At 53.6% G+C, this 17566-nt stretch carries 23 protein-coding genes and 1 pseudogene; 4 read left to right on the top strand and 20 right to left on the bottom strand.

Annotated features, from left to right (window positions below):
- The first annotated feature begins 44 nt into the window (after nt 1-44).
- The gene (locus tag AL515_RS15280; protein ID WP_061068109.1) at nt 45-227 is read left to right on the top strand and encodes a YodC family protein; all 183 of its coding nucleotides are present in this window, start codon (nt 45-47) and stop codon (nt 225-227) included.
- Between the two features lie 206 nt (nt 228-433).
- Here AL515_RS15280 and yodD read toward each other — a convergent pair whose 3' ends face one another.
- Complete coding sequence (gene yodD / locus AL515_RS15275) at nt 434-661, bottom strand: YodD family peroxide/acid resistance protein (protein ID WP_048211303.1); 228 nt, start codon at nt 659-661, stop codon at nt 434-436.
- Between the two features lie 162 nt (nt 662-823).
- Here yodD and dsrB point away from each other — a divergent pair, with 162 nt between their 5' ends.
- Nucleotides 824-1012, top strand: coding sequence for a protein DsrB (gene dsrB / locus AL515_RS15270; RefSeq protein WP_005127768.1), 189 nt, complete (start codon nt 824-826; stop codon nt 1010-1012).
- A 47-nt stretch (nt 1013-1059) separates the two neighbouring features.
- Here the strand turns inward: dsrB and rcsA are convergent, their stop codons facing one another.
- The 14 genes and pseudogenes from rcsA to fliF all read right to left on the bottom strand — a co-directional run bounded on the left by rcsA (nt 1060) and on the right by fliF (nt 12565).
- The gene (rcsA, locus tag AL515_RS15265) at nt 1060-1683 is read right to left on the bottom strand and encodes a transcriptional regulator RcsA (RefSeq protein WP_048211304.1); all 624 of its coding nucleotides are present in this window, start codon (nt 1681-1683) and stop codon (nt 1060-1062) included.
- A 280-nt stretch (nt 1684-1963) separates the two neighbouring features.
- Nucleotides 1964-2756: pseudogene (gene fliR, locus AL515_RS15260) on the bottom strand (flagellar biosynthetic protein FliR); the annotation flags it as partial.
- A gap of 8 nt (nt 2757-2764) precedes the next feature.
- A complete protein-coding gene (fliQ, locus tag AL515_RS15255; protein WP_003030425.1) occupies nt 2765-3034 on the bottom strand; it encodes a flagellar biosynthesis protein FliQ in 270 nt (89 codons plus the stop codon).
- 9 nt (nt 3035-3043) lie between these two features.
- The gene (gene fliP / locus AL515_RS15250; protein WP_048211306.1) at nt 3044-3781 is read right to left on the bottom strand and encodes a flagellar type III secretion system pore protein FliP; all 738 of its coding nucleotides are present in this window, start codon (nt 3779-3781) and stop codon (nt 3044-3046) included.
- Nucleotides 3781-4155: a flagellar biosynthetic protein FliO gene (fliO, locus tag AL515_RS15245; protein WP_048211307.1), complete on the bottom strand. Its 375-nt coding sequence runs from the start codon at nt 4153-4155 to the stop codon at nt 3781-3783. The genes fliP and fliO overlap by 1 nt, the downstream gene beginning before the upstream one ends.
- A 2-nt stretch (nt 4156-4157) precedes the next feature.
- Nucleotides 4158-4571 (bottom strand): flagellar motor switch protein FliN, encoded by a 414-nt coding sequence (gene fliN, locus AL515_RS15240; protein WP_005127761.1) that lies wholly within the window; start codon nt 4569-4571, stop codon nt 4158-4160.
- A complete protein-coding gene (gene fliM, locus AL515_RS15235) occupies nt 4568-5572 on the bottom strand; it encodes a flagellar motor switch protein FliM (protein WP_005127760.1) in 1005 nt (334 codons plus the stop codon). Before fliM ends, fliN begins: the two co-directional genes overlap by 4 nt.
- A gap of 4 nt (nt 5573-5576) precedes the next feature.
- Complete coding sequence (gene fliL / locus AL515_RS15230; RefSeq protein WP_048211308.1) at nt 5577-6044, bottom strand: flagellar basal body-associated protein FliL; 468 nt, start codon at nt 6042-6044, stop codon at nt 5577-5579.
- Between the two features lie 104 nt (nt 6045-6148).
- Entirely contained in the window at nt 6149-7366 is a 1218-nt protein-coding gene (fliK, locus tag AL515_RS15225; protein WP_061068108.1) for a flagellar hook length control protein FliK, read from the bottom strand.
- Nucleotides 7363-7806, bottom strand: coding sequence for a flagellar export protein FliJ (fliJ, locus tag AL515_RS15220; protein WP_005127756.1), 444 nt, complete (start codon nt 7804-7806; stop codon nt 7363-7365). Before fliJ ends, fliK begins: the two co-directional genes overlap by 4 nt.
- Before the next feature lie 21 nt (nt 7807-7827).
- Nucleotides 7828-9198, bottom strand: a complete 1371-nt coding sequence (fliI, locus tag AL515_RS15215; protein ID WP_005127755.1) for a flagellar protein export ATPase FliI — start codon at nt 9196-9198, stop codon at nt 7828-7830.
- Entirely contained in the window at nt 9198-9905 is a 708-nt protein-coding gene (gene fliH, locus AL515_RS15210; RefSeq protein ID WP_048211310.1) for a flagellar assembly protein FliH, read from the bottom strand. The genes fliI and fliH overlap by 1 nt, the downstream gene beginning before the upstream one ends.
- The gene (gene fliG, locus AL515_RS15205; protein ID WP_048211311.1) at nt 9898-10893 is read right to left on the bottom strand and encodes a flagellar motor switch protein FliG; all 996 of its coding nucleotides are present in this window, start codon (nt 10891-10893) and stop codon (nt 9898-9900) included. The genes fliH and fliG overlap by 8 nt, the downstream gene beginning before the upstream one ends.
- Complete coding sequence (fliF, locus tag AL515_RS15200) at nt 10886-12565, bottom strand: flagellar basal-body MS-ring/collar protein FliF (protein ID WP_048211312.1); 1680 nt, start codon at nt 12563-12565, stop codon at nt 10886-10888. Before fliF ends, fliG begins: the two co-directional genes overlap by 8 nt.
- A gap of 216 nt (nt 12566-12781) precedes the next feature.
- Between fliF and fliE the strand changes: the two genes are divergently transcribed.
- Entirely contained in the window at nt 12782-13096 is a 315-nt protein-coding gene (gene fliE, locus AL515_RS15190; RefSeq protein ID WP_005127749.1) for a flagellar hook-basal body complex protein FliE, read from the top strand.
- A gap of 54 nt (nt 13097-13150) precedes the next feature.
- Here the strand turns inward: fliE and yedF are convergent, their stop codons facing one another.
- Nucleotides 13151-13384: a sulfurtransferase-like selenium metabolism protein YedF gene (gene yedF / locus AL515_RS15185; RefSeq protein ID WP_000790504.1), complete on the bottom strand. Its 234-nt coding sequence runs from the start codon at nt 13382-13384 to the stop codon at nt 13151-13153.
- Complete coding sequence (gene yedE / locus AL515_RS15180; protein WP_061068107.1) at nt 13381-14586, bottom strand: selenium metabolism membrane protein YedE/FdhT; 1206 nt, start codon at nt 14584-14586, stop codon at nt 13381-13383. The genes yedF and yedE overlap by 4 nt, the downstream gene beginning before the upstream one ends.
- A gap of 185 nt (nt 14587-14771) precedes the next feature.
- On the opposite strand from yedE, the gene yedD reads away from it, so the two are divergent.
- Nucleotides 14772-15185 (top strand): lipoprotein YedD, encoded by a 414-nt coding sequence (gene yedD / locus AL515_RS15175; protein ID WP_048211314.1) that lies wholly within the window; start codon nt 14772-14774, stop codon nt 15183-15185.
- A gap of 40 nt (nt 15186-15225) precedes the next feature.
- Here the strand turns inward: yedD and amyA are convergent, their stop codons facing one another.
- The 3 genes from amyA to fliS form a co-directional block, all read right to left on the bottom strand.
- Entirely contained in the window at nt 15226-16713 is a 1488-nt protein-coding gene (gene amyA / locus AL515_RS15170; protein ID WP_061068106.1) for an alpha-amylase, read from the bottom strand.
- Between the two features lie 68 nt (nt 16714-16781).
- Entirely contained in the window at nt 16782-17153 is a 372-nt protein-coding gene (fliT, locus tag AL515_RS15165) for a flagella biosynthesis regulatory protein FliT (protein WP_048211316.1), read from the bottom strand.
- Nucleotides 17153-17560 carry a flagellar export chaperone FliS gene (fliS, locus tag AL515_RS15160; RefSeq protein WP_061068105.1) on the bottom strand — a complete coding sequence of 136 codons (408 nt, stop codon included), beginning with the start codon at nt 17558-17560 and terminating at the stop codon, nt 17153-17155. Before fliS ends, fliT begins: the two co-directional genes overlap by 1 nt.
- Nucleotides 17561-17566: the final 6 nt, after the last annotated feature.

Below are 17566 nucleotides of genomic sequence, written 5' to 3'. Positions count from 1 at the left end.
TGTCGTCTAAGGTGAAAAGGTTTCTCTTGATACAGGAGGCGGGTATGGTCTTTTCTGTCAGTGAGGAAGTCACCGCGAAAGAGGGTGGCCCACGCATGATCGTTACCGGGTATGCCAGCGGAATGGTGGAGTGCCGCTGGTATGACGGTTTTGGCGTCAAACGGGAGGCATTTCGTGAAGATGAACTGGTTCCTGGCGAACGCAGTCCGCTGCGCCAGGATGCCTGAATACCGCAGGCTGGCGTAACCTGGTGATCTCTCAACCATTAGTTATATTTATCATTTTGGTGAGAATTATTTACTTGTCAGGCAAAAAAATTGCAGATAAGGTTGGTTTCGCATCAGATTTCCTGGTGTAACGAATTTTCAAGTGCTTCTTGCATAAGCAAGCTTGATCCCGACCCGATACGGGCCGGGATTTTTTTCGCCCAAAGTCAGCGATTGATCTCCGTCACGCTAAAATCATGGATATCAAGCTCGAACGCGTCGGCCAGTTCATGCCATGTATGATAATCCCGGCCATCAACGCTGACGCGATCGGGGTCATCATGGCTGCGATGAATTTCGCTCTCGCAGATTTCGTTGATAGCTTTCAATAGCGCGTCCACATCGACGCTGACGTCACGTTTGGCCGTATCGCTGTACTCTTTCGCGGTTTTCATCCTCATACCTCTCAACCGTTAAGGATACCGGGGCACGTATCAGAATCTCTGATGCGTACAAGTTAAGTATAGACCGTCGAGAAAACCCGCAATCACGCGAGCAGGGCGCTGCCAGGAAAAGGAATTTGTTCTACACTGGCACAAAGCCACAGGAGGAAAACGATGAAGGTGAATGATCGGGTTACAGTCAAAACGGACGGTGGGCCGCGTCGGCCAGGCCGGGTACTGGCGATTGAAGAGTTTAGTGAAGGCACCATGTACCTGGTTTCTCTGGAAGACTACCCGCTCGGTATCTGGTTCTTTAATGAGTCAGGCCATCAGGATGGGATCTTTGTGGAAAAAGTGGAGTAATCCAGACGCTGATTCTGACTGGTGGTAAACCCACCAGTCAGAATGTCCTAACGCATATTCACAAAGATACCATTGGTGACGTTATCTGTGAGTCGTACAACGTGATAGATAACTTGTTTATTATGTGTCTTGATCTTTCGTTTTATATTCCCCTTATGGGATGAGACTGTCTTCGCCTTGATATTCATTTGATCGGATATCTGTATTGTTCCCTGACCGGCCATCCACATACGTAGCATGCTGGATTCGGTACGGCTTAATGATAGTGTTGGCAGGTTCACATCAATGACAATATCCACTTCCTTTTTCAGAATATCGCCAAGAAGTTCATCCAGTGAATCTGGTTTAATCGACTTAGAACTGATTAATAAATTTTTTCTTACTAAGAGATACTCATCAAAATGGACATTGGCAATCGCCATAAATACAATAAATAAAGTGCTGGGATGTTGATTAATGATTTGCTTAATTCTCTGGCTGTTATCCGGATCGTGAATAAAGCAGTCTTCATTAATAAACACCACAGACGGCTGCAGTGAGACACAGGCGACGCTGAGTTCATCAACGCTTGAAATATCGTTGATTTCCCTTTTCTTCACCCCCCGACTTACCAGATATCCGGTCAACCCTAGCCGGGTGTAACTGCATAAATCCATAATAATCGTTGACATGGCATACCCTCACTCAATGCGTAACGATAATTCCCCTTACCTGATTATTTCATCACAACTAAACGGAATAATAACGACCCAATATGACGCTTTCGCTGTTTTCAGGCGAATTTACTATCCCGTAAAGTTGCGTATAATTTGCCAGGAAACATCTTAAAGTAAAGTAAATGTTGCGTTATGTGAGTGAGGCAAAAACAAATAAACCGCGACAGCGTTATCCTGGTGGATGTTGCCTGTATTTGAATTTAGGACAATCCTTAGTAAAACAGGATAAAAAATAAGGGTTATTATTTTGAAGGCATTTCACTGATGATGTCAGCCAGCAAATTAAAAATCTCACTGAATAAGCGCTCACAGAAGGGGGCAATTAATGGCATTAGCGCGGCCATTAATGAAATACCCACGGTCAGGGTGAGTGGGAAACCAATGACAAATATCGATAGCTGCGGCGCCATACGGTTTAACAAACCGAGTGCGAGGTTGAGTGTGAGCAGCAGCGTCATCACCGGCAGAGCCAGCATCAGACCATTGAGGAAGATGAGTCCCCCCGCCCGCGCCAGCGCGAGAAAGGCATTGCTATTAACCGGATTGCCACCGATAGGCAGAGTATGGAAGGTATCCACCAATAGCGAGATAAGCCACAAGTGACCATTAAAGGTGAGGAACAGCAGCATCGCCAGCAAATCTATCAGACGTGCCAGAACGGGCATATTCAGGCGGCTGCCCGGGTCGAAGAAGGTTGCGAAGGAGAGACCCATTTGCAGACCGATGATTTCCCCGGCGGTACGCACCGCGGCAAACGCAAATTGCATGGTGAACCCTAATGCGATGCCGATCAGGATTTGCTGCATCGCCTGCCATATCGCGCCGACAGAAAAGATGGGCACGTTTACGGGGGGAAGCAGCGGAGCGATAACCATGGTAATCATTAACCCCAGCCCCAGTTTTACCCGTTTGGGGATGGCGCGTTCGCTGAGTATCGGAGCCGTTGAAATGAGCGCCAGTATGCGCAGCAGGGGCCAGAAGTAAAGATTCAGCCAGTGGAGCCACTCAACGCTGGTCACCTGCAACATAGCGTCGTTTACCCGATGATGTAGGGAATATTGCTGAACAGCGTACGCACGTAGTCGAGCAGCAAATTAAGCATCCACGGACCGGCAACGATGATGGCAATAAAGACCGCGACAATTTTCGGAATGAAGGACAGCGTCATTTCGTTAATCTGGGTTGCCGCCTGCAGGATACTGATGATAAGACCCGTAACGAGGGCAACCAGCAACAAAGGTGCGGCAAGGGCAAGGGCAACTTTCATCGCCTCAGTGCCCATCATCATGACCGATTCAGGAGTCATTTCGCGCCTCTAACTGTAAAAGCTTTGTGCAAGCGAGCCGACAAGCAGCTGCCAGCCGTCAACCAGCACAAACAGCATGAGCTTGAATGGGAGTGCAATGGTGGCAGGTGGCACCATCATCATCCCTAGCGCCATCAGGACGCTGGCGATAACCAGATCGATTATCAGAAATGGAATGAAAATGGTAAAACCTATCTGGAATGCCGTTTTCAACTCACTGGTGACATAAGCCGGCAGCAAAATGCGCATCGGTACGGCTTCAGGTCCCTGTAACGGACCGCTGTTTGCCAGGCGGGCAAACAGAGCCAGATCGGCTTCACGGGTCTGACGCAGCATAAACTCACGCAACGGCTGTGCGCCTTTCTCCATGGCTTCCTGCATGGAGATCTTCTCTTCGCTGAAGGGTTGATACGCATCAACGTAGATTTTGTCGATCACCGGCGACATGATGAAAAAGGTCAAAAACAGCGCCAGTCCAAGTAAAACCTGGTTCGGCGGTGCTGACGGTGTTCCCAGCGCATTACGTAACAGGCCAAAAACGATGATGATGCGGGTGAAGCTGGTCATCATCAGCAAAATAGCGGGCAGGAACGTCAGCGAGGTGATAAACACCAGCGTTTGGACGGGCAATGACCAGCTTTGTCCGCCGCCGGGCAGCGGCTGGCTAACCAGACCCGGTAGTTGGGCCAGGGCTGCTGGGCTGAACAGCCACACACCCGTCAGCGTGAGGGATAACAAACGGCGCATCAGGATCTCCCAGGACGCTTCAGCAAACTCTTCATCATGGCCTGGAAATCCGCAGGGGAGGCCGCTTTTTCTTCTGCACTGGCAGGTGCCGGGGGGAGGGTATGCAGAACGTTGATCTGCGACGCTGTGACCCCCAGTACCAGACGGGCATCTTCGACCTCAACAATTACCACCCGCTCACGTGGACCTAATGAGGTACTGGCTGAAACTTTCAGTCCACGCGTGCCGACGCTTTTGGGGGCAAATCCCAGGCGCTTAATCAGCCAGGCGGCTCCCAGGATCAACACAATGATCCCCAGCAGCGCGCCGCTGACCTGCACTAACGGTGAGCCGGGTACAGCTGCGGGCTGAGCGACGGTGGCCTGGGTATTCATCGTTAACGGCTCAGACGACGCATACGTTCAGATGGGGTAATAATGTCAGTAATACGTACACCGTATTTATCTGCGACTACCACAACTTCACCCTGAGCAATCAAATAACCGTTGATCAGAATATCCAGCGGCTCGCCCGCCAGACCGTCCAGCGCGACGACCGAACCCTGCGTCAGGCGCAGTAGCTCTTTGATGGTCATGCGGGTGCGGCCCAATTCAACGGTCAGCTTGACCGGAATATCCATGATCAGGTCGATATCCTGCAGTGCACCGCTGACATCGCCGCCACCTAACTGCTGGAATACCGCATCGGCCGCACTTTTGGTGGTCGTTGTTTTTTGCTCGTTTAACGCGTCAGCCCACAGATCGTCCAATGCACCAGTGTTCTCATCGGACGGATTATTCATGTCACTCATTTGGGCTGTTCCTCATTCAGCGAATTCAAAATCGGGTTTATCAAATGTTCTACGCGTAACGCATACTGACCATTTACGGTGCCATATTGGCTGGTCAGCACAGGTACGCCGTCCACATGAGCAATAATGCGGTCGGGTTTTTCAATCGGCAGTACATCGCCGGGTTTCAGCTTCAAAATCTGGGACAGCCGCAGCGGAATGTCAGCAAAGTTTGCTACCAGTTCCAGCTCAGAATGCTGAACCTGACGCACCAGATTATTGCGCCAGTTCTGATCTTCATTACGCGAGTTTTCCAGCGGTGGGTTTACCAGCAGTTCGCGCAACGGTTCAATCATGCTGAATGGCAGACAGATGTTAAATTCACCGGTCAGGTTGCCGATTTCAACGTGGAACGGGGTGTTCACCACGATGTCGTTCGGGGAGGTGGTGATATTTGTAAACTTCACCTGCATCTCGGAACGGACATATTCCACTTCCAGCGGGTTGATAGCCTTCCACGCGTCGCTGTAGCTTTCCAGCGCCAGTTTCAGCATGCGGTTGATGACGCGTTGTTCAGTGTGCGTAAATTCACGGCCTTCGACTTTCGTCGGGAAACGACCATCACCGCCGAACAGGTTATCTACGGCGATAAACACCAGACTCGGTGAGAACACCACCAGACCTGTCCCGCGTAACGGTTTCAGGTGGATTAAGTTCAGGTTGGTCGGAACCGGCAAGTTACGTGCAAACTCGTGGTAGGGCTGGATACGGATCGCGCCCACGGTAATATCCGGGCTGCGGCGTAGCAGGTTAAATAACCCCATACGGAACTGGCGCGCAAAGCGTTCGTTAATGATCTCCAGCGCCTGCAAACGCTCACGAACGACGCGGCGCTGAGTGTTGGGATCATAAGGACGAATATCGCTTTCATTTGCGATACCGGAAATGGGTTCGTCTTTAGTTTCGCTATCGCCGTTAAGCAATGCGTCGATTTCAGCCTGAGAAAGAATACTGTCGCCCATGTCTTTACCGCAGAATAAAAGCTGTATAAAGAACGTCGGTGACAACCTGTTTCGGCTGCCCGACAACGAGCGGAGTCGCGAGCGTCTCTTTGATAGCGGCAATCAGCTGCTGTTTGCCTTCTTCTGTTGCGAGCGTGGCGGCGTTCTGGCGAGAGAACAATAGCAGCAGACGGCTGCGCACTTCTGGCAGATATTCGTTCAGACGCGAGCGTGTCGCCTCGTCTTTCATGCGCAGTGTGATACCGATATACAGCACGCGATCCGCATCACCTAAATTGACGGTAAACGTATCCAGTGCAAAGAACACTGGGGCAGGCGGTGGAGCCGGTTCCGCTTTTACGCTGGCGGACGGTTGCTGCTGCATGCGCCAGTAGCTATAGCCCGCAGTAGCGAGGGCGGCGAGCGTAATTAACACCAGCAGAGGGATCCAAATAGCGCGTTTACTCTTTTTGTTAATCGCGGAGTCAGTCATCAGATACGGGCTTCCTGTTTCGGTACAGCTTATAGGCTGATTATCCCGTGTCCTGACCACGACAAAGCGTGGAAAAGACGCGGATAATCATGCTACCTCTGGCGTTAGGCGAAGATGTCTACTGCACCATCACCGCGAGCCGCGGCTTGCAGTGCGGCAGGTGTGGCCAGAACAGCATCATCTTCGGGAGCAAAAATATCTTGTCCATGCGCACGCCCAGCCTGTTGTTGCTGTGAAGACGACTGTTGCTGACCGGCGAAACTTTCGCTGCTGATACTGCTTTGCCCCAGTTGGATCCCGCTTTCAGCCAACTGCGTGCGCAGCATGGGTAATGCCGCTTCCAGCGCCGCGCGAACGTGGCTATGAGGCGAGACCATTTGCAGTTGCGCCATGTTGTCATCAAGCTTGAGGGAAATCTGCACTTGCCCCAGATCCTGCGGATGTAAACGCAGTTCCGCACTTTGCTGGCCCTGGCGGGTGAACAGCGTGACGTGTTGACTCAGTGATTGCTGCCATTCATGGCTTCCCAGCGGGGCGCTCAATACCGGAGCCGCGGCAGTCGGTAACGGCTGCGCATGTGTCTGTGTGCCAGCCAGCGGAGCTATTGTTGCGCCAACGCTGGTTGGTGACGGTGAACTTTCAATCTCTGCGCGCGTTGCTGCCGCTGCCGTTAATGGGGTGAAACCAGCATTGTTGGTCTGATCCGCGCCACTGGCATGCATCGCTGTATCTGCTTTACCTTTTTTCCCTTCGCCGGTCAGTAATTCACTGGCGCTATCGGCAGTCGTGCTGGGGGTATTACCACGTAACAACACCGACAGCGTCGCATCCGCCGGGGCTGGGGTGGCATCAACAGCCGGAGTGGTTACCTGTTGCCCCGGCAGCATAGCGAACAGCGCACTCAGGTTGGCGAGATCGTCATCACTCAGACGGGCGGTTTTTTCATCATGCTGTGCGGTTTTGCCCAGTGTTGTCAGGGCATTAACCTTCAGTGACGGCGTGAGCGCAGACAGCAACTGTTGTGCATCAGTCAGGTCGGCCAGCGACGCCTCGGTCTGGACCTCTTTTTGTGTCAGCAGATCGGCTAATTTTAGCGTCTGTGCGGTATCACCATTCTTTTGCAATAACCCTTTTTGCAGTTTGCTGCCTGCGGCCTGTAAATCGGCCAGTGACAGCGGGGCGCCTTTACCCTGTGCATCGCCTGCACCTAATGCACCTGCCAGCAACGCTAAAAAATCCTCGGGGGAATCTACCGCTTTGCCTGACTGAAGACCTGCGGCTACGTCGGTGTCGGTGGTAATCAGTTGGGGTAAAGTAATCATTCGGGTTTCCTCATAGCTGCACGCTGAGCAAATTCATCCATTTTTTTCTGATCCAGGCGGTTTTCAGCCAGTAACGCGGCTGTGGTTTGCCTGTCCTGCAGAGTCTGCCATGCCTGCAGTCGCTGCTTTTTATCGCGCCAACTGCTCAACGCCTGGTCCACTTTCTGCGTCCATTGGTTGAGCTGTTGGCGATGTTGCTCAATCGCTTTTTCCAGCGTCTGAATAAATTGTTGATAGTTAATCCAGCGATTACTGGTAATACCCTGACCCATATCGCTATTAAGATTGTTGCGATATTCATGCTGATAATCGATCAGCATCTTCAACTGCTCTTCCGCCTGCTGACATCCGCGGCGCATCTCGCCTAATAAGATAGCTGCGTCATCGACTTCTTTTTCAGCCAGGTCTTTAAGTGTTGCCAGCGCACCATGTTGTGCCATGACCTATGCTCTCCTGCTTAATCACACACCTGGGAAAATCAGATCCAAAGCCTGCAGGGAGTCTTCCCAGTCGGCTCGTTCAAAGATGCCTTGCTGTAAAAATGCTTCCAGCTGTGGCCATAAGGCAATGGCTTTATCCAACATGGGATCGCTGCCTTTGGCGTAGGCGCCTACGCTGACCAGATCGCGGTTACGCTGGAAACTGGACAGTAGCTGCTTAAAGTTGCGTACCCGCGCATAATGTTTCTCGCTGATCAATGCGGTCATTGCGCGGCTGATTGAGGCTTCAATATCAATGGCCGGATAGTGACCGGCCTCGGCCAGATGACGGGACAGGACAATGTGGCCGTCGAGAATGGCACGGGCGGAGTCAGCAATAGGGTCCTGTTGGTCGTCGCCTTCGGTCAGTACGGTATAAAATGCGGTCACGGAACCGCCGCCATGAATACCGTTGCCAGCCCGTTCAACCAGTGCGGGTAATTTAGCAAACACCGACGGCGGATAGCCTTTCGTTGCCGGAGGTTCGCCGATCGCCAGTGCAATTTCACGCTGTGCCATTGCATAACGGGTGAGGGAATCCATAATCAGCAGCACGTGCTGGCCGCGATCGCGAAAATCTTCGGCGATGCGCGTGGCGTAGGCTGCACCCTGCATACGCAACAGCGGGGAAACGTCCGCCGGAGCGGCAATCACCACCGAGCGTGCACGTCCCTCGGCGCCAAGTATATTTTCAATAAAATCTTTAACTTCGCGTCCACGCTCGCCAATCAGACCGACAACAATGACGTCAGCCTGGGTATAGCGTGCCATCATGCCGAGCAGGACGCTTTTACCCACACCGGAACCAGCGAAAAGCCCCATTCGCTGACCGCGCCCGACGGTTAACAGCGCATTGATAGGCCGTACGCCAGTATCCAGCACGTGTTCAATCGGGGTACGTTGCAGGGGGTTAAATGGCGGGGTGATTAGCGCCCCTGTTTCCGTGGTGTCGGGTGCAGGCAACCCATCAAGCGGCTTCCCGCTGCCATCGAGAACACGCCCCAGCAGGGCAGGGCCCAGCGGTAATTGTTTCCCGCTTTGCAGCCCTTCGCCGGCGATGTTTTTCGCGTAAACGCGCGCGCCCGGCAGAACGCCTTCGACCTCTTCTAGCGGCATCAGAAACAGGCGTTGACCATTAAAGCCAACCACTTCGCTTTCGACTTCCTGGGTTTCGTTGCCATCCTGACGCTCAATGACGCAGGTGGCACCCAGCGGCAACTGCAGACCTGTGGCTTCCAGTACCAGCCCGGTGGCGCGGGTCAGACGCCCGTAACGACGCACCGCAGGCAGCAGCGACATTTTTTCTTCGAAGTTGTCCAGCGTGTTGAGCCAGCGAGTCAGGCGAGTGGTCATTACACGACTCCCGGCGCTGCCAGACGGCAGAGCTCTTGCCAGCGGGTGGCAACACTGGCGTCCAGATCGCCTTCATCAGCAGAGACTTTACAGCCACCGTGATGCAACGTTGGATCGCCACGCAGTCGCCAGCCGTGCAGACTGAGGGTCGCCCCCAGCATCTCTTCCACCCGCTGCAGATCGTCCGGATGGACGCGCAACTGCGGTTTACCGCTAAACAGCGGCTCCTGTTGTAACAGCTGTTGGATTTGCTTAATCAGTGCGGCGTTATCCACGATGGGGGTCTGGCCGATAACCTGGCGCGCCGCTTCCAGTGCCATTTGCATCAGGCGCGATGCAATGACGCTGTCCAGGGCATCCAGTGTATTCTGAAACTCACTGACCAGTTGCTGCATGCGGGCATGAATCGGCGCATGTTGGGCGCGAGCCTGGTTCTGACCCTGCTCCAGACCCTGGGCCAGTCCGTCCTGATAACCTTGTGCGTGCCCTTTTTGCCGACCTTCAGCCAGACCGGCATTATATCCTTGCTCATGGGCCTGGAGCTGCATTTGCGCCAACTGCTGCTCAAGCTGTTGTTCCGCAGATAGCTGTGGCTCTTCTGTCTCGTCGGACGGCTGATCGTCGGTATGATCGGCCAGTATGAACTCCGCCATTGGCGGGGCGAGATCGTCAGGCGTCCAGACTTTCCATGGCAGATCGTTAGACATAGGTATCCTCGCCGCTGCCGATCACCATCTCGCCGGTCTCGGCCAGACGACGTACGATAAGCAGAATTGCTTTCTGTTCGTTTTCCACCTGCGACAAACGTACCGGACCGCGGTTGGCAAGATCGTCGCGCAGGATATCGGCGGCACGCTGCGACATGTTGCGCAGGAACTTCTCGCGCAATGGTTGCTCGGCACCTTTCAGGGCTATCAGCAGCGATTCGGAATCCACTTCCTGCAACAGACGCTGGATGCTGCGATCGTCGACATCCACCAGATTTTCGAACAGGAACATCTCGTCGATAATTTTCTGCGCCAGCTCGCCGTCGAATTCGCGTACCGCGGTAATAACCGCTTCTTCCTGCTGCGTCTTCATCAGGTTGATAATTTCTGCTGCTGTCCTCACGCCGCCCATTTTGCTGCGCTTGAGGTTCTGGCCGTCGAGCAACCCGTTCAGCACTTCGGTCAGTTCTGCCAGTGCGGCAGGCTGTACGCCGCCGAAAGTCGCGATACGCAGCATGACATCGTGGCGTAAGCGCTCGTCGAACAGCGCCAGAATATCGGCGGCCTGGCCCCGTTTGAGGTGAACCAGAATGGTGGCGATAATCTGCGGGTGCTCGTCGCGAATAAGATCGGCGGCGCTTTGTGGCTCCATAAAGTTGAGCGTTTCAATGCCGCTGGTGGTATCGCGAGTTTCCAGAATGTCTTCCAGCAGGCTGGAGGCACGTTCTTCGCCCAACGCTTTTACCAGCACGGAGCGCAGGTATTCGTTGGCGTTGATGTTCAGTGCGGCAAACTGCTCGGCTTCTTGTTCAAATTCGGCCAGAACCTCCGTCAACTGCTTGTTGGAGATCTGACGCACGTTGGCCATTGCCGTACTGAGAGCCTGCACTTCGCGCGTGGAAAGGTGCTTAAAGACCTCCGCCGCGCGATCTTCGCCAATGGTCATCAATAAGATGACGCTTTTATCGGTGCCGCTAAGATTACTCATGTTCGTTATTTATCCACTGGCGAATGACCAGCGCCACGACGCGCGGATCGTTATCTGACATTTCACGAATACGCTGGCTCATGACTTCAGCACCCAGCCGCTGGTTGTTACGGCGCTGCTGGGTCTGCTCGTCTTTGCTGAGGCGAACTTCAACCGCTTCTTCCGTTTCCTGGCGAATACGTGTTTGTTCTTGTGCGGCTTTGACCTCTTCGCTGCGACGCATCAACTGCGGACGAACCGCTTTACGCCACAGGATCCAGGCCACCAACAGAACCAGCAACCAACGGCCAGCGGACATTAGCTGATCAATAAAGGACTGCTGCTGCCAGAATGGAAGCTCTCCGCCCGCGTCATCACTTGCGGTGAAGGGGGAGTTCACGACATTCAGGGTATCGCCGCGTTTTTCAGAGAAGCCCATGGCCTCGCGGGTCAGGTCCTCAATTTGTTTCATTTGGTCGGCGGTTAACGGCAGCGGTTTGCCATCCGGTAACGTTTTATAGTTGACCACTACCGCCACCGACAGGCGCTGTACATCACCCACATTCATCTTGGTGTGACGAATGGTACGGTCAACTTCATAGTTGCTGGTTTCGTTACGCTGCGTGCTGCGCGGTCCGGCATTGGCGTTATTCGCCGTTTGCGTGGTTTGCGCATTCTGCGGGTTTTGCTGATTTGCTGGTGGTGTATTAATCGGGGCCGTATTCGCCGGCGCGGGCTGGTTAGACAGTGCGCCCGGTACGCCGCCAGGCGCTCCGCTTCCTATCTGCTCGCTGACGTTAAGCTGGCGTGAACGCAGAACAGCCTGTGAGTCGTCGCCATTTGGGCTGTACTTCTCTTCGGTTTGCTCTTTGTTGGCGAAATCCAGCTGGGCAGTAACCTGTGCATGTACGTTGCCGTTACCGACAATGGGCGACAGGATTGATTCAATACGACGCTGTACGCGACCTTCAACATCGCTGGCATATTTCAGCTGCGCATCGTTCAGGTCGCGGCTGCTGGTGTTCGACTGGGTTAACAGATGTCCTGCCTGATCGACCAGCGTCACGTTGCCCGGTGGCAAGCCTGCGACAGCGCTGGAGACCAGATGCGTTACTGCGCTAATCTGACCTTCGTCCAGTGCCCGACCCGGCTCCAGGTTTACCGTGACGGAGGCAGAAGGAGCTTTTTGTTCACGTACGAACAGTGACGGTTTGGGCATCGCAAGATGGACACGGGCGCGTTTTACCGGCCCCAGTGTTTCAATGGTACGGGCTAATTCGCCTTCCAGAGCTCGCTGGTAGTTGACCTGCTCGCTAAACTGGCTGATACCAAACTTTTCCTGGTCCAGTAACTCAAAGCCCACCGCGCCGCCTTTCGGCAGGCCTTGCTGTGCCAGGCGTAAACGCAGTTCGTGAACTTTATCAGCAGGGACTTCAATGGCGCCGCTTCCCTCAGTGAAACGATAAGGAACGTTCATCTGCGTCAGCTGCGTGACGATCGCGCCACCGTCCTGATCGGATAGGTTGCTGAACAGTGTGCGGTAGTCAGGTGCTTTGGCCCACAGGACCATCGCAACGATGATAGCGACGGCAGCGGCACCCGCCACAATCAGAGGGATTTTGGGATTCGCGCGCAGGCGATTTAACCACTCGAGAGGTTTCAGTTGGGTTGCAGTCGATGCTGTCGCACTCATCTCGCACCTCGTGGCTTATCGTGGACGGCGTTTTTTGCAAAGTGGAACAAGACTCACTCCCGGGTCAGCAAACTCGAAAAATTGACGGTCTCATTATTTGCGGTTTCGAATTTTTCTATGCGTTAAAAACCGAGGTTTTTTATCGTTATTTAGCGCCTTTATCTTATTGACGAGCTGGTAATCTCTGCTACGTAAAAAATCATCCAGGGGATCAGAATGTCGGCAATACAGGGGATTGAAGGGGTTATCAGTCAGCTACAGGCCACGGCAATGTCAGCGAAAATGCAGGATGTGCAGCCACAATCGACCGTGAGTTTTGCCGGTCAGCTGCACGCGGCATTGGACAGAATCAGCGATGTGCAAACCGCCTCTCGCGTTCAGGCTGAAAAATTTACCCTGGGTGAACCAGGCATTGCGCTGAATGATGTGATGACCGATATGCAGAAAGCGTCGGTTTCGATGCAGATGGGTATTCAGGTGCGCAACAAACTGGTATCAGCCTACCAGGAAGTGATGTCCATGCAGGTGTAGGTGCAACAAGCAGAGAATGCAGGCCGGATAAGCGCAGCGCTATCCGGCCTACACTTATTTTTGAATCAGATAGCGAATCGTTGGCCCATCCTGCTGAATATCCAGCACCGTATACCCATGGTTACGCGCATCCAGCGGAATATTGTTGATTGACTGCGGGCAATCGCTGACCACTTCCAGAATTTCACCTTTCTTCAACTGCGGCATGGCTTCCAGCGTGGCGACCGCAGGGTAAGGGCACGGTTCACCGACCATGTCGAGGCGATAATCAGGGACGATATTTTTCATGCGGATTCCTTAGCAGGCGTCAGCCCTGCGCGGCGGAAGAAACGTTTTTCCCAACCGATGATGAGCATCAATGCAATAAACAACAGCAGATAAGTCACCAGTAGCCCGCCGAGCGGCCCAAAGGTGTCGAGCAGATTCACTTTATCCCAGCGAGTGGCAAGGGCAGGGGCAAAGTTATCCCAGTAGTAAGCCAGAATGGTCGAGCCGATAACGTTTCCCAGCCCCACCCACCAGTAATGCACCTGGCCCTCAACCGCGCGGTACATCCAGCCGGTCTCACACCCGCCCGCCAGCACGATACCGAAACCAAACAGTAAGCCACCGATCACCGCATTTGGACCAGCCCACATAATCTTCGGCTCAACGCCCAGTTGCACATAGCTAAAGATACCAATGGCGCTTACCGCCATGCCGAAGATAATGGCTTTTGCCATATGGGTGCGCCCGGAAATCCACAGATCACGGAAGGCCGAGGTAAAGCAGATTTGCGCCCGTTCAATCAGCAGGCCGAACCCAACGCCAAACAACATGGCCAGACCCAGCTTCGGCTTGTCCATTGCGGTCAATAGCGCCCAGCCGATCATGCCGATAAATACCAGCATACCGAGGCGGAAACGACGACGCGCTTGTTCCGGTTTTTGCGTCAGCGGCGAGGCGGCGGAAACTTTCTGCATTTTGACCGGAATACGAAACATCGGTAGCAGGGTAAAGCGGGCGCCAAACCATGAGCCCATAGCCGTTGCCAGCGCGAAGAACCAGGCATGCAGCGAGAACTGTGGAATGCCGGTAAAAAACGCGGCCAGGTTACAGCCCATTGCCAGACGGGCGCCGAAACCGGCGATCATCCCGCCGACCACCGCCTGCAGAATGCGGATCCGACTGCGCGGCATGCGTAATTTGACGTTGTTGGCCCACAGTGCGGCAGCGAAACAGCCGCCGAACATACCGAGGATCATCATCCCGTCGATACGCGTCAGGGGCGAACCTTCGAGGTGGATCAGTTTATAGTATCCCCACTCTTCGGCGTGCACGCCAAACAGTTGCAGGATTTGCCCACCCCAGCGGGTAAATTCGCCGGTAACGGCCCAGAAGGTTCCCGTAATGCCGAAATAGTAAGTGGAGAGAATACCCGCTGCGATAACCGCAGGGGCAGGGGCCCAAAATTTAATTAACCAGGCCTGTTTGAAGTGTTGCCATGACATGCGTTTTGCCTCTGAACTCAGAAGGTATGTAACAAGAAGCGTGGATATTACACCGATCAGAATTTTTGACTATGAGTAATAAGAGGTAACACCGTCTGGATCAATCTTTCTCCGGGCTGCCGAAAGGCTGGCGACATCAGGGCTTTAATGCCACAATCCCCTTTTCTTCGCATGCAGGATGAATGATGAAAAAATTAGCAATCGTTGGTGCATTGTTGGTGCTTGCTGGCTGCGCCGAGGTACAAAATTATAATGACGTGGTGAAAACACCAGCTCCTGCCGGTCTGGCAGGATACTGGCAGTCGAAAGGTCCGCAGCGCGCGCTGGTGAGCCCGGAAGCGATCGCCAGTCTGATTGTCACAAAAGAGGGGGATACGTTGGATTGCCGTCAGTGGCAGCGAGTGATCGCGCTGCCGGGCAAGCTAACGATGCTCTCTGGCGATCTCACCAACGTGACGGTGAAACGCGAGCTGTATGAGATTGAGCGTGACGGCAATACGCTGGAATATGACGGTATGACGCTGCAGCGGGTTGATCGCCCGACGCAGGAGTGCGCCGATGCGTTAAAGAAAACGCCGTTGCCTACGCCACTGCCATAAGCCGTACGCCCCGGTAGCCAATGGCCACCGGGGTTGAGTTTTAAATCACTTCTTCAATGACCCACACGCTGACGCTCCCGCTGTTACAATAAAACGTTGCTTCGCCGTTTTCATCGGTGACCACGCTTTCCTCGCGATTTCCCAGATAATCACGCCAGGTTTTATTGCCGTAATTCGCGCCGAGATTGATGGTCTTCTCCCCGTCATCGCCGTTAGACAGAACAACCACGCAGCCGGGATCGTCGTCCGTTCCGCTGCGGCTAAAGGCGATACAGTTAGGATGATCGAAAAAGAGCGTCTGTACGCCGTGAGCGAAGCGCTGACGTGCGAGGATCAGTTCATCAAGCTGTTCGATGATGGGCATGTCGATAGGATAAGTTTCGCCATCGTCGCCAGTGTCTTCGTAATGTGCCCCGTAAAGATCGGGGTAGAACACCGACGGCACACCGTTTTCGCGCAGCAGGATCAGCGCGTAGGCCAGCGGCTTAAACCACGCCTCGACGGGGGCTTCCAGCGCCTGCAACGGCTGGGTGTCATGGTTCGCAACCAGCGTCACCGCATGGAAGGGATCGGCCTCCACCAGCGTATCGGTGAAAATCTGGCTCATGTCATAATCGCGACCCTGGCGGGACGCTTCGTGAAACTTCATTTGCAAAGGGGCATCAAACAGCATGGTTTTCCCCTCGACCTGGTTAATATAGGTTTGCAGTTTATCGACATCATGGGACCAGTATTCCGCGACGATAAACAGCGGCCTGGGTGCCACCTCCTGGACGTGCTCGATCCACTCTTTATAGAACCATGCCGGGATATGTTTGACGGCATCCAGGCGAAAACCATCGCAATGGGTTTGATCCATCACCCAGCGTGCCCAGTATTTGAGCTCTTCAGTCACGGCATGATTGCGAAAATCGATATTTTCGCCCATCAGATAGTCAAAGTTGCCCAGTTCGTCATCGACCTGAACGTTCCAGCCTTCGCCGGTATAATCATTAACAATTTTAAAAATGCCGTCCTCGGTGGGATTTTCAATATGATCGATGCCGCTAAAGCATTTGTAGTCCCAAATGAATTGAGAGTACTGACCCGCACGGGCAGGGAAGGTGTACCGCGTCCAGGCCTCGCATTCGACAATCTCATCGTCAATCTGCGTGCGGTCATCGGCGTTTACGCGCTGAACCTGAATGTGTTCTTTCTCGTCGGCCCCCATTTTGTGGTTGACCACCACATCCAGCAGTACCGCGATATCGTTGTGCTTTAACGCGTCGATTGCCGCCAGTAACTGATTTTTATCGCCGTATTTGGTGGCAATAGTGCCTTTCTGGTCGAATTCGCCTAAATCAAACAGATCGTAGGTGTCATAGCCAACGGAGTATCCGCCGGACGCACCTTTATAGGCAGGAGGCAGCCATATCATATTGATGCCGATATCATTAAGTCCGTCCGCGCGTGCGGCGAGTTCCGACCAGAGCTGGCCGCCATCAGGGTAATACCAGTGGAAGTACTGCAATAAGGTGGGGTTTTTCATCTTCCGTGCTCCAGAAGCCGTTTGGCCGACCTCTGGAGTATGGAAGATTATTCAGACGAAGCGGGAAATTATTGTGGGGCAGTTGGCGCATCCGGAACCAGTAACATACCGGAAAGCCGACCGTAGGCGTTATTTAGCGTCTTCTGGCGGGTTGACTGACCGATCAGCGTGCTGAGTTCATCCAGACGCTGCTGCAGTAATGCTTTGAGCAACTGCTCGTTATCCAGCGTCTGTTTAATATACCCGGCAATCAAATCCTGAACGCTTCGCGTGATGCCAGATGGAGTTTGTTCTTCCATGACCACTTCAATACTTTGCAGATAGCTAACTTCCTGTTCCAGTAAAAGGTCCCATTCACCTCGCTGCGCCAGTTCCAGCAGCGAGTGACTGAGCAGCGCAATGCGCTGCCAACGGTTGATAAACTCCACGGCTGAGGTCATTAACGGGACTCCTGGGACGACGCGGTTGGTGAGATCTGTTTCCAGGCATCCGCGATGTTTCCGAGCAACCCTTCGACTTCTTCAATCGCCTGACAATCATTATTCAGATTTGCGTGCAATAAACGGCGAACCATATAGTCGTACAACGAAGAAAGATGGGTGGCGATCTCTCCTCCTTTTTCGTGGTCCAGGCCCGCCTTCAGACCATTATCGATGATATTGATTGCCTTGCTTAATGCCTCACCTTTGGCAACGATATCGCCTTGCTGCATAAACAGACGAGCGCGCACCAGGGCGCTATGTGCGCCATCAAACAACATTTCGATCAACTGATGCGGGTTGGCGCTCATCACGGCGCTTTCCACGCTGACCTGTGCATAGGCTTTGGTACCGCTCGCGGTATACATGCTTAC

This window comes from Citrobacter sp. FDAARGOS_156 (genome assembly GCF_001559235.2).
Taxonomy (GTDB): Bacteria; Pseudomonadota; Gammaproteobacteria; order Enterobacterales; family Enterobacteriaceae; genus Citrobacter; species Citrobacter youngae.
The sequence above is the reverse complement of the archived record's forward strand: the minus strand, read 5'-3'. Positions and strand labels throughout refer to the sequence as shown.